The organism is Thalassospira mesophila, assembly GCF_002115755.1.
Lineage (GTDB): Bacteria > Pseudomonadota > Alphaproteobacteria > Rhodospirillales > Thalassospiraceae > Thalassospira > Thalassospira mesophila.
On record NZ_JFKA01000011.1, the window covers coordinates 58837 to 85785 of the forward strand.

At 52.4% G+C, this 26949-nt stretch carries 21 protein-coding genes; 6 read left to right on the top strand and 15 right to left on the bottom strand.

Annotation, left to right across the window (positions count from 1 at the left end; all coding sequences use genetic code 11):
• Positions 1-453 precede the first annotated feature (453 nt).
• The 9 genes from TMES_RS18185 to TMES_RS18225 form a co-directional block, all read right to left on the bottom strand.
• On the bottom strand, positions 454-882 hold the full coding sequence (locus TMES_RS18185; RefSeq protein WP_085585201.1) for a universal stress protein: 429 nt from the start codon (positions 880-882) through the stop codon (positions 454-456).
• Positions 883-894: 12 nt separating this feature from the next.
• Positions 895-3492, bottom strand: coding sequence for a TRAP transporter permease (locus TMES_RS18190; RefSeq protein WP_085585203.1), 2598 nt, complete (start codon positions 3490-3492; stop codon positions 895-897).
• Between the two features lie 188 nt (positions 3493-3680).
• On the bottom strand, positions 3681-4658 hold the full coding sequence (locus TMES_RS18195; protein ID WP_085585205.1) for a TAXI family TRAP transporter solute-binding subunit: 978 nt from the start codon (positions 4656-4658) through the stop codon (positions 3681-3683).
• 212 nt (positions 4659-4870) lie between these two features.
• Positions 4871-5722: a beta-keto acid cleavage family enzyme gene (locus tag TMES_RS18200; protein WP_085585206.1), complete on the bottom strand. Its 852-nt coding sequence runs from the start codon at positions 5720-5722 to the stop codon at positions 4871-4873.
• Entirely contained in the window at positions 5719-7059 is a 1341-nt protein-coding gene (locus TMES_RS18205; RefSeq protein WP_085585208.1) for an aspartate aminotransferase family protein, read from the bottom strand. Before TMES_RS18205 ends, TMES_RS18200 begins: the two co-directional genes overlap by 4 nt.
• Positions 7056-7991, bottom strand: coding sequence for a MurR/RpiR family transcriptional regulator (locus TMES_RS18210; protein WP_085585210.1), 936 nt, complete (start codon positions 7989-7991; stop codon positions 7056-7058). Before TMES_RS18210 ends, TMES_RS18205 begins: the two co-directional genes overlap by 4 nt.
• Positions 7992-8351: 360 nt before the next feature.
• Complete coding sequence (locus TMES_RS18215) at positions 8352-8585, bottom strand: hypothetical protein (protein ID WP_085585212.1); 234 nt, start codon at positions 8583-8585, stop codon at positions 8352-8354.
• Positions 8586-8762: 177 nt separating this feature from the next.
• Positions 8763-11150, bottom strand: a complete 2388-nt coding sequence (locus TMES_RS18220) for a PIG-L family deacetylase (protein ID WP_085585214.1) — start codon at positions 11148-11150, stop codon at positions 8763-8765.
• Between the two features lie 13 nt (positions 11151-11163).
• The gene (locus TMES_RS18225; protein WP_143589720.1) at positions 11164-12393 is read right to left on the bottom strand and encodes an ROK family transcriptional regulator; all 1230 of its coding nucleotides are present in this window, start codon (positions 12391-12393) and stop codon (positions 11164-11166) included.
• 194 nt (positions 12394-12587) lie between these two features.
• Here TMES_RS18225 and TMES_RS18230 point away from each other — a divergent pair, with 194 nt between their 5' ends.
• The 6 genes from TMES_RS18230 (at position 12588) to TMES_RS18255 (ending at position 19171) form a co-directional block, all read left to right on the top strand.
• Positions 12588-13841 (top strand): sugar ABC transporter substrate-binding protein, encoded by a 1254-nt coding sequence (locus tag TMES_RS18230; RefSeq protein ID WP_085585216.1) that lies wholly within the window; start codon positions 12588-12590, stop codon positions 13839-13841.
• A gap of 80 nt (positions 13842-13921) precedes the next feature.
• Positions 13922-14791 carry a carbohydrate ABC transporter permease gene (locus TMES_RS18235; RefSeq protein ID WP_143589721.1) on the top strand — a complete coding sequence of 290 codons (870 nt, stop codon included), beginning with the start codon at positions 13922-13924 and terminating at the stop codon, positions 14789-14791.
• A gap of 1 nt (position 14792) precedes the next feature.
• A complete protein-coding gene (locus TMES_RS18240; RefSeq protein ID WP_211275955.1) occupies positions 14793-15641 on the top strand; it encodes a carbohydrate ABC transporter permease in 849 nt (282 codons plus the stop codon).
• A gap of 4 nt (positions 15642-15645) precedes the next feature.
• A complete protein-coding gene (argH, locus tag TMES_RS18245) occupies positions 15646-17157 on the top strand; it encodes an argininosuccinate lyase (protein ID WP_211275956.1) in 1512 nt (503 codons plus the stop codon).
• Positions 17154-18233: an ABC transporter ATP-binding protein gene (locus TMES_RS18250; protein ID WP_085585222.1), complete on the top strand. Its 1080-nt coding sequence runs from the start codon at positions 17154-17156 to the stop codon at positions 18231-18233. The genes argH and TMES_RS18250 overlap by 4 nt, the downstream gene beginning before the upstream one ends.
• Positions 18230-19171 (top strand): carbohydrate kinase family protein, encoded by a 942-nt coding sequence (locus TMES_RS18255; RefSeq protein WP_085585224.1) that lies wholly within the window; start codon positions 18230-18232, stop codon positions 19169-19171. The genes TMES_RS18250 and TMES_RS18255 overlap by 4 nt, the downstream gene beginning before the upstream one ends.
• Before the next feature lie 164 nt (positions 19172-19335).
• Here the strand turns inward: TMES_RS18255 and TMES_RS18260 are convergent, their stop codons facing one another.
• The 6 genes from TMES_RS18260 to TMES_RS18285 form a co-directional block, all read right to left on the bottom strand.
• Entirely contained in the window at positions 19336-19812 is a 477-nt protein-coding gene (locus tag TMES_RS18260) for a GNAT family N-acetyltransferase (RefSeq protein ID WP_245835505.1), read from the bottom strand.
• Between the two features lie 67 nt (positions 19813-19879).
• Positions 19880-20446 carry a helix-turn-helix domain-containing protein gene (locus TMES_RS18265; RefSeq protein WP_085585226.1) on the bottom strand — a complete coding sequence of 189 codons (567 nt, stop codon included), beginning with the start codon at positions 20444-20446 and terminating at the stop codon, positions 19880-19882.
• A gap of 432 nt (positions 20447-20878) precedes the next feature.
• Positions 20879-21997 carry a replication initiator protein A gene (locus TMES_RS18270; protein ID WP_245835506.1) on the bottom strand — a complete coding sequence of 373 codons (1119 nt, stop codon included), beginning with the start codon at positions 21995-21997 and terminating at the stop codon, positions 20879-20881.
• A 753-nt stretch (positions 21998-22750) separates the two neighbouring features.
• A complete protein-coding gene (locus tag TMES_RS18275) occupies positions 22751-23236 on the bottom strand; it encodes a hypothetical protein (RefSeq protein ID WP_085585228.1) in 486 nt (161 codons plus the stop codon).
• Positions 23236-24111, bottom strand: a complete 876-nt coding sequence (locus TMES_RS18280; protein ID WP_085585230.1) for a ParA family protein — start codon at positions 24109-24111, stop codon at positions 23236-23238. Before TMES_RS18280 ends, TMES_RS18275 begins: the two co-directional genes overlap by 1 nt.
• Positions 24112-25430: 1319 nt before the next feature.
• Positions 25431-26639 (bottom strand): winged helix-turn-helix domain-containing protein, encoded by a 1209-nt coding sequence (locus tag TMES_RS18285; RefSeq protein ID WP_085585232.1) that lies wholly within the window; start codon positions 26637-26639, stop codon positions 25431-25433.
• Between the last annotated feature and the right edge of the window lie 310 nt (positions 26640-26949).

Sequence of the window (26949 nt, forward strand, 5' to 3'; positions counted from 1 at the left end):
ACAAATACTGACAGATTTTCACATGATCCCCTTCGCCCCTGCCGCAGCGCGAAACGCGCTTGATATCATCCAATGCACTGAAACTAATAGTTTATTTATGTGGATTTTAAATGACGGGAAAAATAATCGCAATCATTGTTGCAACACAAAAATTTCTACCATTAGGTATTAAAGTACGGACGATTACTCTTATACATACGTCGAATTTAGCCTGTTTTTTAATCAACCCCGAAGATATTTCCGGGTCAAACAAATGCCTTTACCTGTTTGTAAATTAACAAATTTTAATCCAGACGGACGCTGCTGCCCTAAACGCGGCGTCACAACGGTACATTGACACGCCCGATCAATTCCCGGTCGCGGGCACCACCATTACAAAATTGCGGTACGAACAAAAAAAATGGGGCCCTCAAACGAGCGCCCCATTTCCAGATCCGTGATTTGTCCGACAGCCTAGTCACGGACCACCAGGACCGAACAATTGGCATGGCGAACCACGCGTGCGGCGTTTGGCCCCAACAGATAATCTTTCAGCTCCGGGCGATGCGCGCCCATAACGATCAGGTCACAATTGGTTTTTTCGGCGATTTGCAAAATCACCTCATAAACCGTGCCCTGACCGACGATGTGCTGAACCTTGATATCGCTCGGGACATTGGCCGCAACAAATTCGTGCAAGCGGTCGTTATAGGTGGCCAGGACTTTCTTTTCGTACCCTTTGGGAAAGAACTGCCCCACCATCGACATGCCAACTGTGGGAACAACGGTTAAAATATGTAACCGTGCCCCATCAATTTTAGCTTCCCGGATGGCGGCAGGCAGTGCCTTTGACCATGATTCATCATGATCAAAGTCGATGGTAACAAGGATATCCTTATACATCTTGATCCCTCCTTACGCGTTGCCGGTTGCGGTGTCGCGATGACGGCGCCGTTGAATGAAAATAATCAGCCCCAGCAACAAAAATGCCGGCAGGAAGAAAATTTCCTTGGGCATACGATCGGCTTGCAGCTTGATCGCCGTGATTTCAAAGTCGAAATCAAGACCAACCTTTTCCGCCGGGCCGCCAAACACCACGTCATCAATAAAGATCCGGCCATCTTCGTTCCGCACCACAATACCGGCATTTTCCAGGCGATCTTCGCCTGATGCCTGCGGACCCAACGGCAACATCACCGATTTTTTAACCTCATCGCCTTCAAGGCTGGTGCCTTCGACATCAATGCGCAAATTGGCATTGGCGGGAAGGGTGGCAACCTGTTCGACAATTTCAGCAGGGTTCACATTGTTAAAAGGCGGCTCAACCATATCAAGCCAGAAACCGGGCCGAAACAGGGTAAAGGCCACCAGCAACAAGGCCGCACTTTCCCACAGGCGCGAGCGGGTAAAGAAATAGCCCATCGTGGCTGCGGCAAAAACCAGCATCGCGATAATCGCCACCGCAATCACCCATATCGCCTCAAACACATGATCAATACCAATCATCAAAAGCTGGGTATTGAACAGGAACAGGAACGGCAAAACCGCGGTACGCATACTGTAGAAAAAGGCGACAAACCCGGTTTTCATCGGATCCGCCCCGGATATGGCCGCCGCCGCAAACGACGCCAGCCCCACCGGGGGTGTTACATCGGCCATGATGCCGAAATAGAACACAAACAGATGCACCGCTATCAACGGCACGATCAAACCATTTTGCGCACCCAGTTCAACAATGACCGGTGCCATCAGGCTGGAAACCACAATGTAGTTTGCCGTCGTTGGCAGGCCCATGCCCAAAATCAGGCTGATAAAGGCCGTCATGATCAAAATCAGCATCAGGTTACCACCCGATACGATTTCAACAAATTCCACCATCACCTGACCAATACCGGTCAACGATACCGTACCAACAATAATACCGGCAGCAGCGGTCGCTACCCCAATGCCAATCATGTTCCGGGCACCGGTGGCAAAACCGTCAATCACATCGGCAAAGCCATTGCGCAGTTCTGCCATATAGTCCGGTTGCTTGCGGAAAAACGCCTTGACCGGCTTTTGCGTCAGCATGATGAAAATCATCAGGCATGTGGCCCAAAAGGCCGACAGGCCGGGTGATTTCAGCTCGATCATCAAAAACCACACCAGCACCACAACGGGCAGCAGGTAATGCAACCCGGCCTTTGCGGTCTCACCGAGTGCTGGCAATTCCAGCACCGGCTGGTTGGGGTCATCCATTTCAAGGTCAGGATATTTCGAGGCATAATAAAGCCCGGCGAAATAGACCGCCGCACATTCCACCGCAACAATCCAGCCAACACCGTCGCCAAACAGCCGTTGTTGCCATTCCAGCACATAGTAAACCGCACCCGACAAAATCACCAGCGAGCAGATAAAAATCAGCGAGCGCAGAAGGCTTTGTTTCAGGTTCGGTGCTTCGCGGCGCGGCAGGCCCTGCATGTTGGCTTTCAGGGCTTCAAGATGCACGATGTAAATCAGCGCGATATAGGAAATGGTCGCAGGCAGAAATGCATGCTTGATCACCTCGGGATAGGGAATACCAACATATTCCACCATCAAAAAGGCGGCAGCCCCCATTACCGGCGGCATGATCTGGCCATTCACCGAGGAGGCAACTTCAACCGCACCGGCTTTTTCAGCCGAGAAACCAACCCGCTTCATCAGCGGAATGGTGAAGGTGCCGGTGGTCACCACATTCGCAATGGACGAGCCGGAAATAAGCCCGGTCATGGCCGAAGACAAAACAGCGGCCTTTGCCGGGCCGCCGCGCATATGGCCCAGTGCCGCAAACGCCACCTTGATGAAATAGTTGCCCGCCCCGGCCTTATCAAGCAGGGAGCCAAACAGAACGAACAGAAAAACAAAGCTGGTTGAAACACCAAGGGCGATCCCGAAGACACCTTCGGTCGTCAGCCATTGATGCGACATTGCCTTGGAAAAACTGGCCCCGCGCCATTGCAAGACATCGGGCACCCACGAACCATTGCCAAAAAAGACATAGGCCAGAAAAATCAGCGCAACGCACATAAGGGGCGGGCCAAGGGCCCGGCGGGTTGCTTCCAGCAGCATCACCAGGCCAACACCGGCAACAACCAGATCGGTCGTGGTTGGCAAGCCGGGACGCCCGGAAAGCTGAACATAGGCAATGTAAATATAGGCCGCGCAAAATGCCCCGACCAGCGCCTGAACCCAGTCAGCCAGCGGAATATATGAACGCGGTGATGATTTGAATGCCGGATAGGCCACAAAAGCCAGAAACACGGCAAAAGCCAGATGAATGGACCGTGCTTCGGTCGAATTGAAAACACCGGCATGAAAGATATAGGGCAAGGGCGATGCCAGCCACAGCTGAAACAACGACCACGCCACTGCCACATAAAGCAGAAGTTTGGCTGTAAGACCCGTAGGTTGTCGCGCCCCGGTATCTGTTTCGGCAATCAGGTCCTGAAGGTCCTGGTCCTTGCCGTCATTGACGCTTTTATCGTTCGTCATGCTTTTTCCCCGGTCAAAACGGCTAGGCCGTTCCAATTTCACCCAGAAACTGCGCGATCCCCGCCTGTACAGACAAGGGACCATGAGCGGACATGTTTTTGGTTTCTTTGAATTTTAATGTCCGTGCGCAGGATAGGACAGACAGGCAAAACGGGAGGCACATTGTGCCCCCCGTTTCCAAAGCGACCTTACATCAGGCCTGCTTCTTTATAGTATTTAACCGCGCCATCATGCAGCGGAGCAGAAAGACCGTCTTTGATCATTTCTTCTTTTTTCAGATTTGCAAAAGCCGGATGCAGCTTTTTGAAATCGTCAAAGTTTTCGAAAACCGCTTTGACAACATTGTAAACAACGTCTTCGTCGGTTTTGGTCGAAGATACAAAGGTCGCGCCAACACCAAAGGTTTTAATGTCGTCGGGGTTGCCACGATACATGCCGCCCGGAATGGTGGCGACACGATAATAGGGGTTATCGGCAACCAGCTTGTCAATTTCCGGGCCGGAAACATCAACCAGAACCGAATCACAGGCCGTGGTGGCTTCCATGATCGAACCCGCCGGGTGACCCACAGTGTAGATCATGGCATCGATTTTGTTATCGCAAAGGGCCTGCGACTGTTCAGCCGGTTTCAGTTCGGATGCCAAAGCAAAATCGTCAACCGACCAGCCTTTGGCGGCCATGACAACATCCATGGTGTCGCGCTGCCCGGAACCGGGGTTACCGATATTGACGCGTTTGCCTTTCAGATCATCAAAAGTTTTGATGCCGGAATCTGCACGGGCAACAACGGTGAACGGCTCGGGATGGATCGAGAAAACCGAACGCAGTTCCTTGAACGGGCCCTGATCAGCAAATTTGCCGGTACCGTTATAGGCATAATACTGGATGTCGGACTGGGCCACGCCCATGTCAAGCTCACCCGCGCGGATGGTGTTGATGTTGTAAACCGAACCACCAGTAGATTCGACAGAACAACGGATACCATGATCCTTGCGGCCTTTATTGACCAGACGGCAAATTGCGCCGCCTGTCGGGTAATAAACACCCGTAACACCACCGGTACCGATGGTGATAAATTTCTGTTCAGCAGCCGAAGACTGGCCCGCAAACATCGAAATGCCTGCCAACGCAACCACGGCACTTGCAATAGCAACAAGTTTTTTCATCAGGATTGTCTCCCTTAACACCCTGTGGAACGATTCAACTGCGCCAGAAGGCAGCAGAAGAATTTCGATGGAGCAGCTACCATCACTGATAGCTCCTCCGATTTTCGGGACTATATTTAAAGCTGTGGGATTATGAACCCAACAGCTTCGGAAGTGGCCCTTATTCACTTCCTGACTGTGAAGCCGATCACACTTTTTTTATATTTTCGCGATCACCAGTCGGGGCGAAGCAACTTGCGCGCCATATCGGCAGTCGCAACCTTTCGTCCCAGCATGGCAACACCCCGCCGGGCCTGATCGATCAGGGCGGCATTGTTGGTGGCCATTTCCCCGTTAATCAGCGCCATATTGTTTTCAAATCCAATGCGCGCATGGCCGCCCAAGGCAATGGCCGCCATGGCACAGGCGTTTTCATACTGACCAAAGGCACACATCATCCAGTTTGACACCAAAGCGGGCTGTTCGCGCACAACGGGGGATGTTAAAAACCCCAGCAAATCTGCCGGGCTGGATTTTTGCCCGACCGTATAGCGCCCCAGCACATAAAGCAGCGGAAACCCGGTACCCGGAATGATGCCGCGTGCCACCAGGTCGGCAAAACGGGCGATGTCTTCGGGTGCGTATAAAATGAATTGCGGGCGAATATCGGCTTCACGCATGAACGCGCAAAACGTTGCCAGTTTGGCTTCATCCCCCCCTTCGGGGGCAATTTCGCGAATAGCCAGCGACACTGCCTCTGGCACCAGATCGCGCACCATCGCCATTTGCTGATCGGCATTATAAATGCCCACCGCCTCGCTGGTCACCTGGATCAACAACGCATCACCAACAGATTGGCGAATTTCGGCCATCGCCTCGCGGTAGCGCCCGGTATCAAGGCTGTGCCCGCCATTATCATCGCGCACATGCAAATGAATAACCGACGCCCCGGCATCGCAGCACAAACGTGCTTCGCGTGCCAGTTCAACGGGCGTGATCGGCAAATTAGGATAATCAGCCGGTAATTTACGCGCACCATTGGGGGCGACTGCCAGAATGGCCGGAATATCGGCGTAACCGGTCATATCAGCCCCTCGGCGGCAAAAACCTGGTCTACCGTTTTGGAAAACAAATCAACAATATCGCCAATCTGGCCTTCGGTCACAATATAGGGCGGGGCAAACAAAACATGGTCGCCGCGCTGACCGTCAATCGTGCCGCCCATCGGGTAGCACATCAGGCCATTTTCAAAGGCGGTTTTTTTGATTTTGGCGTGGATCTTGCGCGACGGATCAAACGGTTCCCTGGTCACGCGGTCGGCCACAAATTCGACCCCGCGAAACAGGCCGCGCCCGCGCACATCGCCCACATAAGGATGATTGCCAAACCGCCCGACCAGTGCCTTTTGCAAATTATCACCCTGGGTAACCACATTTTTTAACAAATCGCGCTTGCGAATGGTGCGCTGGGTGGCAAGGGCGGCGGCACAGGCCGTGGCGTGGCCCTGATAGGTATGACCATGCTGAAAAAACCCCGTGCCGCTGGCAATGGCCTTGTTAATTTTGTCCGACACCAGAACCGCGCCAATTGGCTGGTAACCAGCACCAAGCCCCTTGGCAATGGCTTGCAAATCGCCGGAAATACCTTCCTGCTCAATCGCATGTAGTGTGCCGGTGCGGCCCATGCCACACATCACTTCATCAAGGATCAGCAACACGCCGTAACGGTCGCAAATTTCGCGAATACGTTTGAAATAACCCGGCACGGCGGCAACCGCCCCCGATGTTGCCCCGACAACCGGTTCAGCAACAAAGGCCGCAACCCGGCCCGTACCCAGTTGCAAAATGGCTTCTTCAAGTTCATTGGCAACACGCAGGCCGTAATCTTCGGCGGTTTCGCCTGCTTTCTGGTCGCGATAGGCAAAACAGGGCGATACGTGGCTGGCATTGATCAGCAAGGGTTCAAACTGGCGACGGCGCCACATATTACCGCCGACCGACAAAGCACCCAGTGTATTGCCGTGATAGCTTTGGCGCCGCGCAATCACAAATTCACGATCCGGTTCGCCAATTTCCAGAAAATACTGCCGTGCCAGTTTAAGCGATGCTTCAATCGCCTCGGACCCGCCAGAAACAAAATAAACCCGTTCCATCCCGGCCGGAGCATGGGCGATTAAATCGTCGGCCAGTTCTTCCATCGGGTCGGACGAAAAGAACCCGGAATGGGCATAGGCCAGCTTGCCAACCTGTTCAATAATAGCGGCCCTTACCTCGGGGTCGGAATGACCCAGGCAGGAAACTGCCGCTCCGCCACAGGCATCAAGGTAACGTTTGCCGTTTTCATCGGTGATATAAATGCCTTCGCCCGAAACGGCACGCGGCGGCTGGATCAAACTGTTGCGGTGTAAAACATGTGTCGTCATGATCGATTGTTCCGTTTGGGACCTTGGTCCTGCCAATAAGTATCAAAAACCGAGAGCTGTTTTTCGGCCACAGCAATTTGTTGCAGGGCCGTTTCGCCGCCCCGCGCCACCAGCAGCGTTACCAACGCCTGCATGATGGAAACTGCGGCTGTAAAACTTTGAAAAAACGATGGCGATGCATCAGACACGACCAGATTAACGCTGGCGTGACGGGCAAGCGGCGACACATCGGAATCTGTCACACTGATGATGGTGGATTTTTGCGCCAGCGCATAATCAACCATTTGCAATGTGTCGTTGGTATAGGGGCTAAAACACACCGCCAGCATCACATCGCGCCGGCCCATGCCGCGCAGTTGATCGCTAAACGTGCCCGCCACACCATCGACCAGGGTTAAATTGTCGCCAAACAGACGATAGGCATAAGCAAACTGAAATGCCGCAGGAAACGCCCCGCGCCGCCCCAGCACAAAAACCCGCCGCGCGCCTTCAATATGGGTGCAGGCCGCGATCAGGGCAGCGCGCATGTCGGCACCGTACGAGCGCACAAGATTGCCGTGTTCCTGATGCAGGATTTCGTCAATCAGCTCGTTTTCGCCACCACTAACCACATCACCCTGATTTATAGCCGTTTCACCACCGACACCACGATGCTGCAACTGGCGTGCGCGGCCCGCATAACTTGCCGGCATGTCGCGCAACCGGTTTTGATAGCCAAGGCGAAATTCCTGATACCCGTTTACACCAATGGTTTTCATAAGCCGAACAATGGTGCTGGGCGGCACATCGGCCGATACAGCAAGCGCACGCATCGATTTCAGGGCAACGTCGTCAGGGTGATCGAGCATATAGCGCGCGGCCCGCTGCAATTGCGGGCTCATCACGCCGTACCCGGCAATCAGCCGTTCCCGAAAATCGGTATAAGCCCCCATCAGCACCTAAGCTCCCTGCCGTCTTTGTAACAGTACGCCATAGAAAGCAGCGCGAAACAACAAATGTTTCAAATCACCACAATATGAAACATTTGTTTCTATTGTTGTTTCATTTTGCACCGGATTTTGGCAGTCAAAATCACGTTAAAACAATTATTTGCATGATATATTTCGAGATTTTTTTGTTTCTCAAATAATCTTAACTGTTTCATTCACACGGGAATCAATCGCGCCATAATTGTACTTGGGAACGAATCGGCCCTGAAATTTGACGGCAATATTCCGGGGAAGCCGGATATCAAATGTTTTATCATCCCCGGAATATCAAAAAGCGAGGGTACGAAATAACGTTCGCTCCAGTTAACGCGTAGCGGCAAAAACCTGTGTCGGTGCGCTATATGTGCCGGTAATTGTCTGGCCGAGGGCATATTTTTCAACCGCGTCCATGACAAAATCAAAGCCAAGGCCGGGTTCCTGCGGCACAGCAATTTTCCCATCCCGCGCTACAACCGGGTTATCGATCAGCTTGGCAAAATTCAGGATGTCGCGGGTGGGAAAATATTCGACAAATTTGGCTAAAGGTGGTGCGGCCATCTACCAGTTGTTGTCTTGTATAACTGTGGGCGCCATTTGTACCGCCAACGTCAAGGCACCATCCCAAAAACAATCGTCATATCGCGGACAATAACGCGTCCGCGATATGACGATCAAAACGGGTTCGCACCGCTGACAAAGCATTGAAATAATACGAAAACCATTTCGAAAAAACGATTATCGTTGCCCCTGCACCAGATTTGCCAGCAAGCGAAACGCGCCGGGCACACATTTATCAAGCTGGTGATGCAAAATAAGGCTGGTATGGGTATGTCGCCCCAGCCCGATTTCGGCAGATATCAGCCCCCCTGTCAGCGGGGCTTCCCCCGCATCGGAAACCGAAATTAGTGCCTGATAGGCGTCATCCCATTGTGCGGCAAAATAAAGCCCACGTTCCTTGTCCCATCCCGCCCAGTCATCGGGGCCGATCTTGTTCGGGCCATTTAACAAGACATGATCAGGTTGCAGTATTTTTACCGGAGCATCAGGGTCGGTCACACGCCACCGGAGTGACGGCGACCCGATGGTTATTGGCAGTGGGGGTGTTGCGGCACTGTCCCAGCCGTCTTTCGGGCGATGATACAATGTAAGCAAATGCCCGCCCCGACGGACAAATTGATGAATGTGTGCCGCAGACGCCCGCAGATCAGGGCGCATGCCGAAGGCCAAAATGCCAATCACCAACGTGTCATATTTTGACAGATCGCCTGCAAGGTCGTCGGCATCAAGGATGGTAACATCAAGCCCCATGCGCGCCATCCAGACGCCAACATTGTCAGATCCGCCGCCGACATAGCCAATCCTGGTATTTTGCGGCAATGCCAAATCCAGTGCCAGAACCCGCAACGGATCGCGCCGGTGATAGACCAGCTTGCTGACATGGGGATAATCAATCACGGTTTTTGTCACCAGCGGCAGATCATCGCGAACCGGCAAAATATGATACACCCCGGCCGAAACCCCGGCCGGTGCCGTAATTTCAATTTCAGTGTCCGATATTGCCCCCGCGGACCAACCGACCGGCGTTTTAAAACCAAGTTCGCCCCGCGCCACATTATGGTCCAGTACCGCGACCCATTTTCGCGTTGATGATGAAAGCGGCAAAATCACAGCATCGTCGGCCCAGTGCCCTTCAAAGGCGGGAACAATTTGCACTGTTTCGGGCAAATCAAAATTACGTTCTATTGTTTGCCCGTCACATAGCGCCCGCATGCGAAAATAAACCGGGCCGTTTCCGTGGTTGGCATAAAACAGGCGCGGATAAACCGACCCTACCGGCGTGTCCTCATTCGCCACAAGGGCAAAGCGAATATGCCCTTTATCCGAGGACAGCATTTGACTAGAAATGCCGTCACAAACAATTGGGACAATTTCTATATTTTTCAGCTCACTGGAACTTGAAAAACGAATATCGATTATCGTGTGTCCGCCCGGGTGGAGAAACGGGTTGTCGATGGCGCTATTGAACTTCACCTGCGCTGCTTCAAACAGGGCAATCGCAATTTCATGTTTTTTACGAACCAGCCGGTGCAAATGCAAAGCGGCAAAATCGTCGGGTAAAGTTGCAATCGCCTGGACCAGCCCGGCATAAGCGCGGCTTAAAAACGGACGAATGGCATCCCGGTCGGGGAAGGCTGCAATGGCGCGGTCAAGGGCGAGCTGTACTGTTTTTAACAGTGTCGCCACATCGGGCGAACAGGTGCCGCTTTTGGCAAGGTCTGACAGGGATGTGGGCAGATTATCGGTGATATCGACTTCATCGTGACCGCCCTGAAGGTGCAAATCCCAGTGCGATTTGGGGCGATACAGCCACTGCCCCATCCCCTGCGAATGATGATAAGCGCGCGACCATTGCCCGATTTCGTCATAGCTAACACCGGTAACAACATCATCGTGATCGGCATGCACCGACACCGTCACCGGGGGTGGCGGTACTTCGTCGTCATAGGCATCACTGGCCCCGGACCATGCCGGCAGATAAAATTTTGAAACTGTCCACGGTGCCAGCCCGTCGCAATCATAAACCGGGTCGGCAGCGAGGGCGATGGCCAGTTTCGCCGCCAGGGTCATGGCGCGGTGATGGCCATGCTGGCCGGGAACATCCAGAAAAGTCGGGATGACGATATCGGGTTTTTCACGACGATAAGCCCGCACCATTCGGTCGATCAGCAAATATTCGCCCCAGCGCGCCAGTGTTTCTTCGCCGTTTTTGGAAAATCCGAAATCAAATATCGGGTCTTCCGGCCCATGCCCGACCCAATGCACATCACAATCAAGCTCGCGGGCGGCCTGTTCCATTTCGCGGGTTCGCAATGCACCCAGTGCGCCCTGGCGTTCGGGGCCTAAAATGTTTTGCCCGCCTTCGCCGCGTGTCGAACAGGTAACCACGACCCGCATCCCCCGGTCATAGCGCAAATATGCGACCATCCCGCTTTGTTCATCATCGGGGTGGGCACCGCCATGCATTACCGTCACAACCGATTTTAACCGCGACAATGCGCGGTGCAAACGAATGATCGCCGGGTCTGATTTCTGGCGGCTCAGGCGTTCTCGATCGTCAAGCACGGGTGTTCTCCTGTCAGGCGTTAGATATGGTGACTTTGGTATCAAGTTTCGGGGTCATAATTTCCCACAAGGGCAGCGTTGCTGCCCCCAATGCTGCGGTTAACTGCCCGGTATGACCGCGCATCAGGCGCGGCTGGGTGCGCACAGCACGGGTCGACACCGACCTTGGCAAGGGATTAATACGCGCGATTAACGCATCGACAATTTCATCGGGCAAAGCCCCGCCCAGAATAATGGTTTCAGGGTCCAGTATGTTTTCCAGTGTTGATAACATCGGTGCCAAATGCAAACTGGCCTCGCTTAGCCATTCATCCATCACCGGGTCGTTATTGCGATGCAGGGTAAGCAAACCCTCAAAATCGGGCCGTTCGCGCCCGGCCTGGCTCATTTTTTCATAAAGCGCATACAGGGACGCATAGCGTTCCAGGCAACCGCGTTGCCCGCAGGTGCAGGGCCGCCCGCCCGGCGATGAAACCGCATGGCCAATTTCACCCGCATTGCCATACGCACCCCGATAGGGCCGCCCTTCATGAACAATGCCAAGCCCCAGCCCCGCCCCGAAATAGACCAGCCCGAACGATGAAATGGATTGGGCGGCACCAAAAAACCGTTCGCCAACCGCGGCCGCCGACGCATCGTTTTCCAGCACCACGTCTTCGCCTGTTGCGCTGGACAACAAGGTCGCCGGGTTTTTGCCCTGCCAGCCCGGTAATGTTGTTGGCCCGACCGATGTCATGCCATCAATTTCAAACGGGCCGGGCATGACAAGGCCAATGCCCTGCAATCGCTCGGGCGCGATGCCGGTTTGCCCGCGCAATTTGGCCAGTTCTTGCAAAATAATCGGAATGATGTGGTCCGGGTCGGTATTTTCAACCTGTATCACCCGTTCCGCCCGCAAAGTGCCGACCATATCAAGGGCCACCAGCACCAGATGGTCGGCAGCAATTTCAATGCCGACAGTAAAGGCCCCGTCAGGATTTACTGCAAACTGGATTGGCGGTTGACCACGCCCGGACCGAAGCCTGCCCTTTTCAATCAGCAGCCCATCGGCCACCAGTTCATCAACAATGTTGGTAACCGCCTGTGGGCTGAGATGGGCCAGTTTGGCAATTTGGGTTCGACCCATCATCCCGTGGCTGCGAATGGCATCAAGCACCACGCGCCGGTTATGGCTACGGCTGCGCCCCGGGTTATTGCCGATGGGCAGTTGGGTGTTGTCGGGCAATTTGCGGGTTTTGGGCACGATGGATGTCCTCCTTGGGCTATCATTTGCGTCCCATTAAAATAAATCAAGTAAATTATCTTATTGACAGAAACCGTCGATCAAGCCGAAGCTATAGGGGATCAGGGTTACCCAAACCGGGGCTTAAGCGCGTCAAAAAAGCCAAAATCAATGTTGGGGAACCTTTCAGGGGCTTTACATAACTGGAGACGACAATGCGTAAATATCTTGCACTGACTGCGATTGCAGCCGGTCTTTGGGGGGCAGGTGTATCACAGGCCCATGCCGTCGAAATTGAATATTGGCAGTATCTGTTCGATAGCCGCGTCACCGCCATGAACGAACTGATTGACCGGTTCGAGGAACTTAATCCTGATATCACGGTCAAACAAACAACCTTCCCCTATGCCGATTACCAGACCCGCCTGGTTGCCGCGAAGGCCGCTGGCAAAAGCCCGGAAGTGATGCAGCTGTTTTACGGCTGGCTCGACAAATTTGCATCGGGCAAACTGTTGCAGCCGCTTTCCGAAGACATGTTCCCCAGTGCTGAAATCGAGAAAGACTTTTTCCCGATTGTGACGGCAATGAAACGCGACGGTAAATATTACGGTCTGCCGACCGCCGTTCGCTCTCTGGCATTGTTTTATAACAAAAAACTGTTCAAGGAAGCGGGCCTCGACCCGGAAAACCCGCCGCAAAACCTTGATGAACTGCTCAAAGCCGCCAAGGCCACCGTCAAACAGGATGGCAGCGGCAATATCGTTTCAGCCGGTATTACCCTTGATATGGCCGGGCAGGATCAGCATTGGTGGCGCGAAGTTCTGGTCCGCCAGTTCGGCGGCGATCCCTATGCCGATGATTACACCAAAGTCACCTATGACGATGAAGCCGGCAAAAAGGCTCTCGAATTTTATACCGACCTGCAAACCAAAGAAAAAGTCGGCAAAGTCGGCTTTATGGATGAAGGCCAGGCTGCTTTCCGTGCCGGGCTTGCGGCCATGACCATCGATGGCACCTTCCGCCTGGGGTCGTTTTCGTCGATCAAGAATTTCGACTGGGGTGTGACCGAACTTCCCGCCAATGCCGACGGTTTGCGTTCTAACTATGCCAGCTATTTTGCCAATGGCATTGCCGCCGGTGTTGAAGGTGAAAAACTTGAAGCGGCCGAAAAATTCCTGAAATTTGTTTCGTCAAAAGAAGCAATGGATGTGTGGCTGAAAACCGTGGGTGAACTTCCGGCCCGCCGCGACGCCGCCATGACCGATGAAAACCTTAAAGATCCGATCTATGGTCCGTTCTTAAAGGGGCTTGATTACGCGCATACCACCATGTTTGTTGATGAATCAGCCCAGCGCCAGGTTTCTATCGACATGGTCAACCGCGTTTTGTTGCAGGACCAGGCCCCGGCTGACAGCCTGAAACAGGCGGCAGAAGCCGAACAAGCCATCATCGATCACAGCAAAAAATAAAAGATAGGGTCAACGCCATGACCTCGGCCAATAACACACAGGTTGCGCCCCCCGCGGGGCGCAGCCGGAAACGCCTTCGCATGCAAACCAAACGGGTTTTGTGGGCGTGGGGCTTTCTGGCACTGCCGATTATTTTCTATTCCTGGATCCGTTTCTATCCAACACTGGATGCCTTCTGGCTGTCCTTTACCGACTGGGATTTGTTAAGCGAACCCAACTTCATCGGTCTGGACAATTACCGGCATCTGTTTAACGATCCGCAATTCTGGCAGGTCTTTAAAAATACCTTCACCTACCTGCTGGTCGGCACACCGCTTAGTCTGTTTTTTGCCTTCATCATTGCCTATTTTCTGGACCGGGTGCGCTATCTGCAGGGCTTTATTCGTGCCCTGTATTTCCTGCCGTTCCTGACCACGGCATCGGCAATGGCCTGGGTCTGGCGCTGGTTCTATCAACCTGTTCCCATCGGTATTATCAACGGTTTTCTGGCAAATTTCGGCATTGCCCAGCAACCTTTCATCCGATCGGTTGACCAGGCATTGCCATCGGTTCTGGCAACCGCAATCTGGGCCGGGGTTGGTTTTCAGATTGTAATTTTCATGGCGGGCCTGCGCGCCATTCCGCAAACCTATTATGAAGCCGCGCGCATTGACGGACTGGGTGAAATCGCGATCTTGCGCAAAATCACCCTGCCCTTGCTAAAGCCGACCACCGTTTTTCTGGTGGTGTTTTCATCGATCGGTTTTTTGCGGATTTTTGACCAGGTTTACAACATCACCACCAACGATCCCGGTGGGCCGCTAAATTCGACCAAACCACTGGTTCTGATGATTTATCAAAGCGCGTTCTCGTCCTATCAAATGGGCTATGCCGCCGCACAGACAGTGGTTTTATTCACCATTTTGCTGGTTGTTTCGCTGATGCAGCTTTGGGTGATGAGGGAACGTTGAGATGAGCACGATAATTTCCGAAGGCCTGATGCAGGCCAAAGCCCACCCCGGACGCATCATAATCTGGGCCGTTCTGTTGATCGGTGGCCTGATCATGATCACCCCGATCCTGTTCATGTTTGGCACATCGTTTAAGGATGCCAGCCAGGTTTACGACATGCGGCTGTTTCCCGAATATCCGACGCTGGATAACTATATTCAGGTGCTGTCGGACGGGCGTTTTCTGCGCTGGTTTGGCAATTCACTGGGCATTGCCACCACCGTTACCCTGTCGAACGTGTTTTTTGACAGTCTGGTGGGTTATACCCTGGCGAAATTTGACTTTCGCGGACGCTATCTGATTTTTCTGGCCATTTTGTCGACATTGATGATCCCGACCGAAATGCTGGTGATCCCGTGGTATTTGATGGCAAGCAAGCTGGGCTGGATTGATACCTATTGGGGGGTGATGTTCCCCGGCATGATGACGGCCTTTGGCACGTTTTTGATGAAACAGTTTTTTGAAACCGTGCCCAACGATTTTCTGGAAGCCGCCCGCATTGATGGCCTGAATGAATTTCAAATCTGGTGGAAAATCGCCCTGCCACTGGTCACCCCTGCCCTGTCAGCCCTTGCCATTTTCACGTTCCTTGGCAACTGGACAGCCTTTTTCTGGCCGCTGATTGTGACCACCAGTCAGGAATTTTATACCCTGCCTGTTGGCCTGACCAGTTTTGCCATCGAACAATCCATCCAGTGGGAAAAAATCATGACCGGTGCCGCCCTTGCCACCATTCCCACCTTGATTGTGTTTCTGGTTCTGCAACGCTTTATCGTGCGCGGCATCATGCTGGCCGGGTTGAAAGGATAATATCGTGGCAAAAACACCTTACACCGATCACAGCACATTTCCCGATCCTGTCTATAAAGACACGGTTCTGGGCCCGTTATTTGATGGCGCACGTGACCATTTCGCCCATGATTTTCAACGCATTGACCGTGCCCATCTGGTGATGCTGCGCGAACAGAAAATTCTAAGCGACGATCAGGCTGGCAAAATTGCCAAGGCCCTTTTGGCAATCGAACAGGAAATTGACCCGGCAACGCTGGTGTATACCGGCGAGGTCGAAGATTTTTTCTTTCTGATTGAAAAGGAATTAAAGGCCCGGCTGGGGGCCGATCTGGGCGGGCGCCTGCACACGGCGCGGTCACGTAACGATATCGACCATACCTTGTTTAAATTGCAGCTCCGCGCCAAAATTACCGGGTTGCTGGGCAAAATCCTGACATTGCTTGAAACCGCCATTAACAAGGCCGAGGCCGAAAAAGACACCCTGATTGTGGCCTATACCCACGGTCAGCCAGCCCAGCCCACCAGTTTCGGGCATTATCTTGGTGCCCTGATCGAGGTTCTGCTGCGCGATGCAAAACGCCTGCTTGATGCCTTGGCGACGGTGAACCTGTCGCCAATGGGGGCTGCTGCCATTACCACATCGGGCTTTAACATTGACCGGCACCGGATGGCGGAATTGCTGGGTTTTAACGCCCCCTTGCGCAATTCATACAGCTGCATCGCCGCGATTGATTATGTCAGCGGCACCTATGGGGCGATGGAATTGCTGTTCCTGCATCTTGGCCGTCCGATACAGGATTTTCAGTTCTGGTCGAGTTTCGAGGTCGGGCAGCTTTATGTGCCCAATGCGCTGGTGCAAATTTCGTCGATCATGCCGCAAAAACGCAACCCGGTGCCGATTGAACATATGCGCCTGCTGGCCAGCCAGACCTTTGCCCGCGCGCGCGGCATGATCGAAATCATGCATAACACGCCCTTTACCGACATGAATGACAGCGAAGGCGAAACCCAGGCTTTTGGCTATCAGGCCTTTGCCACGGCGGGCCGTGTGATTGACCTTATGACCAGCTTTGTTTCCGCTATTACGATCAATGACGACAAGGTTTCGGAAAATATCCGCAAATCCTGCATTACCATTACCGAACTGGCCGATGATCTGGTGCGCAATGAAGAGTTATCGTTCCGCGAGGCCCATGAAATTGCCGCCCATGTTGCTAAAACCATTGTGGCGATGAACGGCGATTTAACAATTGATGGCTATGCCCCGTTCAAACAGGCCTTTGCCCAAAGCACCGGCCGGGAAACGAAAATGGATGCCGAGCGCTTTGCCATTGTGGTTTCGGCCCGCCATTTTGTCGCCGTGCGCGATCGTTTTGGCGGCCCCGGCGACACAGCCATAACCGGGGCCCTCGCATGTTATCGCGATGACGTATCAAGCCTGCGCGCGGGCCTTTCGGCTTGTAGCGAGCGCGCAGCAAGTGCTGATAACCTGCTTCAATCAGAATTCAATGCCTTGCCGGGAGCCAGCGCATGACCGAAATTCAACTGGAAAAAATCACCAAAAAATATGGTGCCATTGAAACCATTCACGGCATCGACCTGACGGTTACCGATGGCGAGTTTGTTGTTCTTGTTGGCCCGTCGGGCTGTGGCAAATCAACCACATTACGCATGATTGCCGGGCTGGAGCCGATCACCGGTGGTGATTTGCGCATTGGCGGCGAAATTGTCAACGAACACGAACCCAAAGAACGCAACATCGCCATGGTGTTCCAGAACTATGCGATTTATCCGCATATGTCGGTGCGTCAGAATATCGGTTTTGGGCTTTATACCGCCAAAATGTCAAAGGCCGACAAAAACAAACGCATCGAAGAAACCGCCGAGATGCTGGGTCTGGTGGAATTGCTGGACCGTAAACCATCCGCTCTTTCGGGCGGGCAGCGCCAGCGTGTTGCTATTGGTCGCGCCATGGTCCGCAATCCGGTGGCGTTTTTGTTTGATGAACCGCTTTCCAACCTTGATGCCCAGTTACGGTCACAAATGCGCATCGAAATAAAACGTCTGCATCAGCGCTTAAAAAGCACGATTGTCTATGTCACCCATGACCAGGTTGAAGCCATGACCATGGCGGATCGTATCGTTGTCATGCGCGATGGGCATATTTTACAAAGTGGCTCGCCGACCGATCTTTACGAAAACCCGTCCGATATTTTCACCGCACGGTTTATTGGTAACCCGTCGATGAACATGATTACCGCGATTGCCACGCAAAACGGGCTGGTTGCCGAAAATGGCAATGCGGTTCTTTCCGTCGCGTCACCAGATGTTGCGATTAATAGCAAGGTTTCCGTCGGGGTTCGCTCCCACGCGCTAAGTGTCGGCGTGCCAAACGGGGCCGCGGGGTTAACTCTGACCGGGGAAATACTGGTTCTTGAACCGCTGGGCTCGGAAACGCTGGTTCATATTGATACAGCAGACGGTGTTGTTATTGCATCGGCCCCGGCCCTTCATCAGCTCACCGCCGGTCAAACCGTTTCGGCCTTTGCCAGTGTTGAAAACCTGTATTTCTTTGATAGTGACAGCCAGAAGGCTTTGATGCGCCCATGAGTACCAAAACTTCTGTCCGCAATGCCGATGCTGCCGGTGCTGGCGATGCCCGTGGCGTTCTTTGCATCGGCCGCACATATTGCGATTTGCTGTTTTCCGGTGTCGAAACCATGCCGGTTCTTGGACGCGAGGTTTTTTCAAAAAACCTTGCCATCGAACCGGGCGGCGGGGCCTTTATCACTGCAGCACATTTGCACCATTTCGGCCGCCCGGCGGCCCTGCTAAGCCGGGTTGGCACCGATCCGTTATCGATTGTGCTAAAATCTGCGCTTGATCAAAGCGGCATTGACCTGCAATTTCTTGAAATCACTGGCGATGCCGGCCCACAAGTGACCGTGGTAACCATTCAGGACAATGACCGGGCGTTTTTGTCGCGCCGGGCGGGTTCGGCCCACCCGGCAACTCTGCCTGCCGCCTGGCAATGGCAAAATGCCCGCCATTTGCACATTGCCGAATACGCCACCTTGCATGAAATTCCCGATCTGGTTTTTCAGGCCCGAAGCCACGGCTTAAGCGTCTCGCTGGACCCCAGCTGGGATGAAACCCTTATTCACGGGGCGCACATTCTTGATAATGCCGCTGGCATCGATATGTTTATGCCCAATCTGGAAGAAGCCCGCGCCATTACTGGCCACGATGACCCGGTTGCGGCCCTGAATATACTGGCAAAACATTTCCCGGTGGTGGCGCTTAAAATTGGCAAGGAAGGGGCTTATCTGGCGATAGATGGCGATATTTTGCATCAAAGTGCGCCTGATGTGGTTGTGGTTGATACCACAGGGGCCGGGGATGCCTTTAATGCCGGTTTTATTGATAGCTGGCTAAATAAACGCCCTGCCCTTGAATGCCTTAACTCCGGCATTCAGGCCGGTAGTCAAGCGGTTCAGATGGCTGGTGGTGCCGGCAAGCTCTCAACGTACCAACCCGCTGTCGCATAGGATTTTTCTGCCAGTTCTGGCCGTCTTTTTGTTATTTTCCCCGTGAGAGAATATGAACCCTTCGGCACTCCTGTTTTTACAGGGGTGCTTTTGGCGTTTACCTGAATGCAGTGTTATCCATGCGAAAATGTCAGGGTATTTCGCCGGGTTAATCGACGATAACTTTAAAGCAATTTATACATAACGGTTGTTGCATCAAACCTGTCGCTAACCGGGTCTTTGGCATAGTCGGGGATTGTACCAACCGTTTGATAACCCAACGACCGATATAACGGTTCTGCATGGTCATTTGTGCGCGTATCAAGGGTGATCAGGCGACGTTGGCGTTGAGTGGCCTCTGCCTCCAGTGCAATCATAAGGGCGCGTGCTATGCCGTTGCGACGAAAGCGTGGATGCACCAGGAGCTTTGCCACCTCGGCACGGTGGGGCTGATTGGGTGGGGTATCGCAATCAAGCTGGACCGATCCGGCAAGACATCCTTCAATTTCAGCAATCAGGACCACCCGATGACCGGCAATAACGCGCGGAAGAACTTTTGAGTTCCAGAAATCGGCAGCGGATTGCAGTGCAAAGGGATGGACAAAGCTGATACTCGCCCCGTCTTGCACGCAGGCATGCAGCAAGTCCGAAAATTCCGCCATCCTTGCCTGCATCTGATCAGCCGTGCAGCTTGTAACCGGGCATGTGCTTATTTTCGTCATGATTGTCTCACAGGATAAACAAATGGTAGCGGGCCAATGAATGTCGCGGCGTTTGAAAGCTGCTTGAGCCAGTAAGCTGATAGCGTAGGCAATCACCCTGTGTAAGTTCATAGGGCGCGCCAGCGATGATCAGGGTTAGTTCTCCCTCTTGCATCACCAAATGATGCTCCAGCCCTGTTTTAGGCGGCTGGGCATATGTTATCGTGGTGTCGGGTGGAATGATGCATTCAAGAACTTCGCCGTCAAGCTGGCTTGTTGGCGGGGATAGTGATCGTCGGGTAAATCCTGTTTCGTTGTCTTTCCAGGTTTTCTGATCAGCCCGTCGTATGAGCGGTTCGAATGTTGCCTCAACCAGATGCATTAATCGTGACAGGGTGATTTGATGGGTTGCACATAATTTGGCTAATAGTGCCGTTGTAGGACTAACCTCAGCCTTTTCAAGGCGGGAAAGTGTCGACTTGCTGATGCCGCTTTGGCTGGCAAGGTCATCAAGCGTCCAGCCTTGGGCCTGTCGCAGAGCCTTTAGTCGGGTCGCTATTTGCTGGTCAATCGTGGTTTGCGGGGCTTGTTTCATAAACGGGATTTATTCCCATATGCGGTTCTCTGGCAAGTGATTATTTGGTCGCAGCCATTTTTTGAGATATCGCGGACGGCTTTAAAAGACGCGGTATTCGGTTGTTGCTGTTATGGGTAATGCCTGCCAAGTGGTTTTATTCATTAATAAAATATTAATCCAGATATAACGTCCCCTGCCCTTAGATTTGTTATATGAGTTAATAAAGAATGTTAGAGTTAAGTTAAGTTAGTTACGCAGGCGAGAGACTCCTTTTGCTTTTGGGGAGTCCGGGCTGGTCGTGCGTCCGCGATATACCGATCAAATGTCCGCGATGTACCAAACAGAGCGTCCGCAATAACACGACCGTAAAGTATCGAAGCTTTGTCCGCGATGTACCGATCTTTGGTCCGTGATGTGCCGTTGAGTGGTAAAAGTTATCCACAGAAGGGCTTACAGATCGAGGCTGCGATTGGAAACATAGCGCTCGCAGAACGCGATGAAGGCCTTTTCAGGGTCCTTGATGACCAGTTGGTTTCTTTGGCTTGAACCGGCCCATTCGCGCTCCAGATGGTCTATGTCCCACTCAGGGAAGCGCTCACGGGCATTATTAATGACGTGGATCGATAATGGTTTGGGCCGGAACCGCGCATCGCCGATTTCAAACAGTTTATCGGGGCTTTCTTCGGCTGGATTGGCCGCTGTTTCAATAACCTCGTCACTTCGCGGACGTATTGGCCGAACCTCCAGCATCCATTCTTTCGGGTTCCTGCTTTTGAAGGCGCTGTCAAAATCGGCGGATTTGCCCATTTTCAGGGTATAATCAGGGATATTGGCATCGATAATGATTTTCCCCAGATCGGCACGGAACTTGCGCTCTTCGCGGTCTGATCCGCATTTTTCCTTAAGCGAGGGAATGCTGATCAACCAGCTGCGCTGCTGGCCACAATGTTTGCGGGCCAGTTCGTAAATCCGGCGTTCAAGACCTTTGGAAAGATCAAAATAACGCGGGCTGATGGTTAGCACGCGCCGGTCAATGACAATGGCCTTGAACATCCATTCATTAAGCGTCACTTCGACCCCCGCCATCATGGAACGGCCGTTTTTGGTTTTGCGTTCGATGATGCGATAGCTTTCGATCCAGCCAAAACCGGACCGGATTTTATCGTTCCCCGATTCAACGTTTGTCCGCACACGTGTACCGTCAAGTCGTTCCAGCATATCAAGAAACAGCGTATAGCCGCGCTTTGATGTCTGACGTTTGGTCGATCGTAAAAAGTCATGAGCGGCGAAGGTGATTTTGCGGTCGCTGACTTTTTCGCCGCGCTCCAGCTTTTCGTTGATGATCGAGCCCAGATACATCAACAAGTCCTTGTCATAGATATTCGCCATGCCCTTGGCACCCGGTTCGATCCGGATATCCACCCCGCCCCGGCTGTAATGAAACGGGGTGCGACGCGGCTGCTTGGTCAGGGAGAACCACGGGTGTTCCATCAGCATCCGGTCGTCTTTAAACGGCGCACCGTCGACCAGTTGATCGAGAAAAAGATCTACCTGTTGAGAACTCGCCACCTGTAAACCCTTTTTCCATTTGTCCGCGTTGTGACGAGTTTGGTCAAATGTGCCCGATATATCAATGCATTGATTCGCATTCGTCCGCGATGTGACGAGTAAAAACGTCCGCGATGTAACGAGAAATATCAGGGCTAGATGCTTGAATCTTCGGCATTTCACGGGCGCATTAACCCTAACCGTGTTCGGCGCATTTTTTTAAGGTCCCGTTTCGGGGCTTATCTGGTCGCACTTTATCGGTTTTGTCCGCGTTGTGACGAGGTGTGGAGCCCCGGTTTCGGGCGGAGGAATAAGGCGGTTTTATCAAGCCATTGTTTTGGAACGATATTTACAGTTAAACCGATGCTTTAAAAAGTGTTTCCAAAAGATTAATGCCCATTTGTCCGCGATATAACGAATCGTTTCAGCGCCGAATCGTTACATCGCGGACATTTCAGGATGTCCCTGCCCCACTTGCCGGGCATGTTTTTGCAAAGAATGACCCGATCTGGCGATATTAGACCGCGTTTGGGCGGCAAAACAGTCCGTGAAATGCCGAATGGTTAACCGGAATGGGTGATCAAGCCTGGTTACCGGTCCGCCTTTTAATAAGGCAAACGCTTAGGGCCGTGTTGTTGTTGAAATACGGCGCTTTGGACCCGGAGGCATGGTGCGGGATGATGACAAAAAACGGCAGATTCCCTTGGAAATCTGCCGTTTTTCGAAAACATGCCTGTCTGGATGGCCAAGATTTGTCCGCGATGTTACGAACTATTAATCTTCTTCCATGACCTTGCGTTGAAGTTCGATTCGATCATCAAAATTGGTATCGAGATCGCGGCAAAAGCGGATCAGCGCTTCGCGCATGAAATCGGCCCGGGTATATTCCTCGCCTTCTGGCAGCGGGTCGTTTTTTTGCAAGTTTGCTTTGCGTTTGCGTACCAGCATGCGGATCACGTGATCCACAGCCTCGTCGACTTTGGTCTCAATTCGCAGCAATCCAATATATTCTTTGCCAGAGTGCACATCGCGGACATTTTGCGTCGCCGGTGCGACGGGCGCGGTTTGGCTATTTGTCGGCGCTATCTCGGGCGTATCGCCTGTCAGACCGGGTTCTTCTGCTCCGTGAGACCGGGCATCGGCGATATCGTCCTCGGTTTCGTCGGGGCTCCAGATTTCAGCAAGGTCTTCCGGGCGTGGCGGAACCTTTTTGACCCGTTCACGACGACCCAGACGGGCAAAATTTGGTTTGGTTGCCATTACGCTTCCTCCTTGCTCAGACGTGTCAGCAATTCTTGTAGAAAACTATACATTTCGTCGGCTGCATTGCCGCGCTGATACCGGGTTATGGGCATGCCAACGGTTTGTGCTTCCTGAAACGCCACGCGTTTTCCCAGTCTGGTTTCGAATATTTTATCGCGAATACCGAAATAGAACTCGTCGGGGTCTGCCCCCTCGCCGCGCATCAGCTCGACATAATCTTTTTTGATTTTGGAGCTGTTATCGACGTCATTAAGGATTACGCCCAGCAGGTTGAGGCCCGGATTATATTTGCGTTTGAACCGGGTAATAGTTTTGACGACATTTTTAATCGCATCGGACGAATATTCATCGGCATTTGCAGGAGACAGCACATAATCGGCCGCCATCGCCGCAGCGGTAACGTGGTTTCCCGGTGTTGGTGGGCAGTCAATGATCATGACATCAAACTCGGTTTGGCGGGCCAGATATTCATCAAGTTCGAGCAACAGATCGTGTTGAATACCCATCAGGGCAACAAGATTGGTATTGCCAGTATTTAGCGAAAGGTTATCGCTTACCGGCACCGGCTTAACCCGTTCATTTGCATTGGAAAAAATTGTCATCGAGTTGGCGCGGTCGATATCGACGTCGCTGAAAACGCGGTCATGTTGCAACTCGCCATAGCGCAAGGTGGTTTTGGTCAGGTTTCCTTGTGGATCAAGGTCAACGGCCAAAACTTTCAATCCGGCTTCTGCAAGATGCACGCAAATCTGAAAAGTTAACGTGGTTTTGCCCACGCCGCCCTTTTCATTCAGGGTGGCGACCACCATCGGCCCTTTTGCCCGCACTTTTTCGATCAGATCTGACGGCAAATCGTAATTATAGCGTGCCATATGAAGTTCCTTGATCCCGGTTGCGTCGTGAGGTCCTGGTTATTAACCAGATTACGGATATCGACTTTTCAAAGTGCGAAGATCGGCCATCGATATGCGTAATCCGGAAACCGGCTTTCGGCTGTCGTGTCATGACTGTCCGGAACCCGATATACGGTTGTTGATGAAACGGAGCCCGAACGTCGTTTATTCGCGTGTCTCCTGTGCGGTCATCGAAAGAACGTATCACGTTATTCGGTCTAACGCGTTTTACATAACCGAAACCCGCAATTCGATTTAGAACTTTACGATCACCAATTCCTGCGTTTGCGGTTTCCGGAAATCGGGAATTGCACATCTGTGTTCCGTTTATCGTCTTCACGATATCGCAGTAAACGGGTAACGATCTCCGCTTTTCGGTTTGTCGTTAAACGAACAACGCTTAACTTGTTTCCGATATCCGCTCAACGATCCTACGCACTGCGATAATCAAATATCGATTATTCGGTAACCGTATCACGGTGACGCACATTTCGCAAACCCAATTTCCGATTTCTGTTTCTCGTGTTTGCGTAATTCGATTAACGGTTATACGTAAATTACATAATCAATATCCGTAAACCGTTAATTTGTTTAACGTCTAGTCGTTATACGATCACCGATCACCGATCACCGATTAGCGATTAGCGATTAGCTTGTTTACGATATCCGATGTCCGATATTCGATCACCATATATCGGGTGAGCGGTGACCGATTAGTGAGCAGGCGGTTTTCGGGTAGCGTTTATCCGATTTCTGACTAAGCGATATACGGTCACAGAGTAGACGTCTATCGCGCATACGGCAGTCGACATACGGTTATCGATTTACGTTTACGATTACACAACTAATTGAAAATAAATAATTTTGTTGTGTAGATATTTTGGTATGTACGCACAATCTCGTTGCGTTCGGCGAAAGAGTGCCTGTTCTGTAGGCTTGATGCGCCCGGTTTCCTACATGATCTTACCATCCGGGATCACATGTTCGTTGTCCTGTTTGTATCGTGAACGCGCAAACGATGCATGAGGCGAGGGGCGTGAGAGGCAGCGCAGGGGGGGCAGGGTGGATGTAATATTCCCGGCTGGGGCCTACAAGCAGATTTGGTCCCGCACGTATTTTACGTTTCGCTATAATATAGGTCATAGCTCGGGTTCAGCTATCCATTTAACAAGCGGGATACCTGACCAAAGTGTGATGTCTCCGCAAGCAGATGCGCGGCAATGTCATCGCGACATCTCCGTGATATGATAGTGTTGTTGTGCGGGTTTTTGCGGTTGGGATTAAGCCGGGTGATGCTGTTAAATTTGCAGCAAGACATCGAGAAAATAATGCCCTCCCATGCGGCCACGCGGTCCGCGTGTTATAATGCCAGCCTTTAACAGCCTTTTGATCTGATAGTGGGCAGCTTGCGGCGTGATGTTGCATTCGGAAATAATGTCGCTCACACAAATACTGCCACACTGAAACAGCTTTTTGTTAATGCGCACAAGGCTGGACCCGCGGCCCTCGTTCGCCAGCAGAGCCGCATGATCCCAAGCCTGTTTCATTTGCCGATCGATATGATCCAGTTTTTCAAGCGCGTCCGCTATTATCGCAACCGTAAATTTGCGGGCCATCCGTGCCGGTGTTTTGCGCTGTAGCAATTCGGCAATTTTTGGCAGGCGTAGAGTAAGGGCTGCCCCGGCAATAACGGGCACATGAACGCCTTGGCAAAAATGCGCAATTAAATCGGCGATCATGATTCTTGCAATCCGGTTCCAATAGGCTGTTTGCGGATCATCCATTTCAATATGGATGTTTTGTTGTGTTGTTGTGACAGCAAGATCAAGGCTGCCCTGATGTGACCGGTTCAATATATCGAGCACTATATATAAGGCATCGGCAGCCCCGATCAGGCCTGCATTTTGGGGAATTTCCGAAATGCGGTTATACAGCCTTTCAATTGAACTGTCAGGGACCGGGCAGGGGACTTGCCGGTCGGCGACGATTTTGCGCCATTCCGATATTTGATCAGGTTCTAGCCAGTTTCGCGACCGGATGCTTGACCGTGTTGCTATTTGTGTGATGCGTGCGGAGGTTAGGGACCGGTGGGGTGAGCTATAACAGCTTTGCAATGTCTCAAAAACGTCAGTAGCCCCGCCGAGATTTTCGAAATGAGCTGATGTTTCACCGCCATGAGCCGAAAATTGCAATAAACGTCGCGGCGTTGCGCCGCGTCCTTCCGCCGTTACCGCTTCACATGCATCAACGAGTGAGGATGCCAGGGCCGCATGTGCGTGTCGTTCCGGATCGCGCAATCGTTCATCTAATTGGCCAAGCAACCGTTCGCCATCAAGTGCCGTTCTGACATAATCCGGGTCATCATTAATTTCCGCCGCGGCGGCCGGGGGTGTTTCAGCCTCTATCTGGCGATATAACTGTTCGGTTTCTCGCGCAATCTTTTGCCGGTCTCCGGCAAGGTCCTGGCGGAGCTTGTTTAACGCCAATTCGAATGCATTCTGTCCCAAATCAATTTTCCTTTTCCAATCTCCATTTACTTGTGAATACCGAACATTAACATACCATTTTAAAATTAACTGCATCTTTAATTTGATGTAGTCCGGTAATGAATATCTGCGGAGCTTTTGGGACGGCTGTCAACCCCGGCTTGTCCGAGGCAAGCGTTGGGTCGAGGGCGTATAAATGGCCACGTTTACGGCGTGCAGGTCCATCTATGTCGGTCGTTGCACTGCAACTTAGCTTCTTTTTGTCGTCGGAAACTGGTGTCGCCTGTGTTTCCCGCAGCAAAGCGAGTAGCCATATAATTCGACCATGCGA

What these genes read in the sequence shown, in the direction of transcription:
- TMES_RS18215 (WP_085585212.1), bottom strand. Translation starts at nt 8,585, where the DNA reads ATGGCCGCACCACCTTTAGCCAAATTTGTCGAATATTTTCCCACCCGC.
- TMES_RS18240 (WP_211275955.1), top strand. Translation starts at nt 14,793, where the DNA reads ATGAGCACGATAATTTCCGAAGGCCTGATGCAGGCCAAAGCCCACCCC.
- TMES_RS18275 (WP_085585228.1), bottom strand. Translation starts at nt 23,236, where the DNA reads ATGGCAACCAAACCAAATTTTGCCCGTCTGGGTCGTCGTGAACGGGTC.
- TMES_RS18235 (WP_143589721.1), top strand. Translation starts at nt 13,922, where the DNA reads ATGCAAACCAAACGGGTTTTGTGGGCGTGGGGCTTTCTGGCACTGCCG.
- TMES_RS18255 (WP_085585224.1), top strand. Translation starts at nt 18,230, where the DNA reads ATGAGTACCAAAACTTCTGTCCGCAATGCCGATGCTGCCGGTGCTGGC.
- TMES_RS18205 (WP_085585208.1), bottom strand. Translation starts at nt 7,059, where the DNA reads ATGACGACACATGTTTTACACCGCAACAGTTTGATCCAGCCGCCGCGT.
- TMES_RS18200 (WP_085585206.1), bottom strand. Translation starts at nt 5,722, where the DNA reads ATGACCGGTTACGCCGATATTCCGGCCATTCTGGCAGTCGCCCCCAAT.
- TMES_RS18190 (WP_085585203.1), bottom strand. Translation starts at nt 3,492, where the DNA reads ATGACGAACGATAAAAGCGTCAATGACGGCAAGGACCAGGACCTTCAG.
- TMES_RS18210 (WP_085585210.1), bottom strand. Translation starts at nt 7,991, where the DNA reads ATGGGGGCTTATACCGATTTTCGGGAACGGCTGATTGCCGGGTACGGC.
- TMES_RS18250 (WP_085585222.1), top strand. Translation starts at nt 17,154, where the DNA reads ATGACCGAAATTCAACTGGAAAAAATCACCAAAAAATATGGTGCCATT.
- TMES_RS18260 (WP_245835505.1), bottom strand. Translation starts at nt 19,812, where the DNA reads ATGGCGGAATTTTCGGACTTGCTGCATGCCTGCGTGCAAGACGGGGCG.
- TMES_RS18195 (WP_085585205.1), bottom strand. Translation starts at nt 4,658, where the DNA reads ATGAAAAAACTTGTTGCTATTGCAAGTGCCGTGGTTGCGTTGGCAGGC.
- TMES_RS18280 (WP_085585230.1), bottom strand. Translation starts at nt 24,111, where the DNA reads ATGGCACGCTATAATTACGATTTGCCGTCAGATCTGATCGAAAAAGTG.
- TMES_RS18230 (WP_085585216.1), top strand. Translation starts at nt 12,588, where the DNA reads ATGCGTAAATATCTTGCACTGACTGCGATTGCAGCCGGTCTTTGGGGG.
- TMES_RS18265 (WP_085585226.1), bottom strand. Translation starts at nt 20,446, where the DNA reads ATGAAACAAGCCCCGCAAACCACGATTGACCAGCAAATAGCGACCCGA.
- TMES_RS18185 (WP_085585201.1), bottom strand. Translation starts at nt 882, where the DNA reads ATGTATAAGGATATCCTTGTTACCATCGACTTTGATCATGATGAATCA.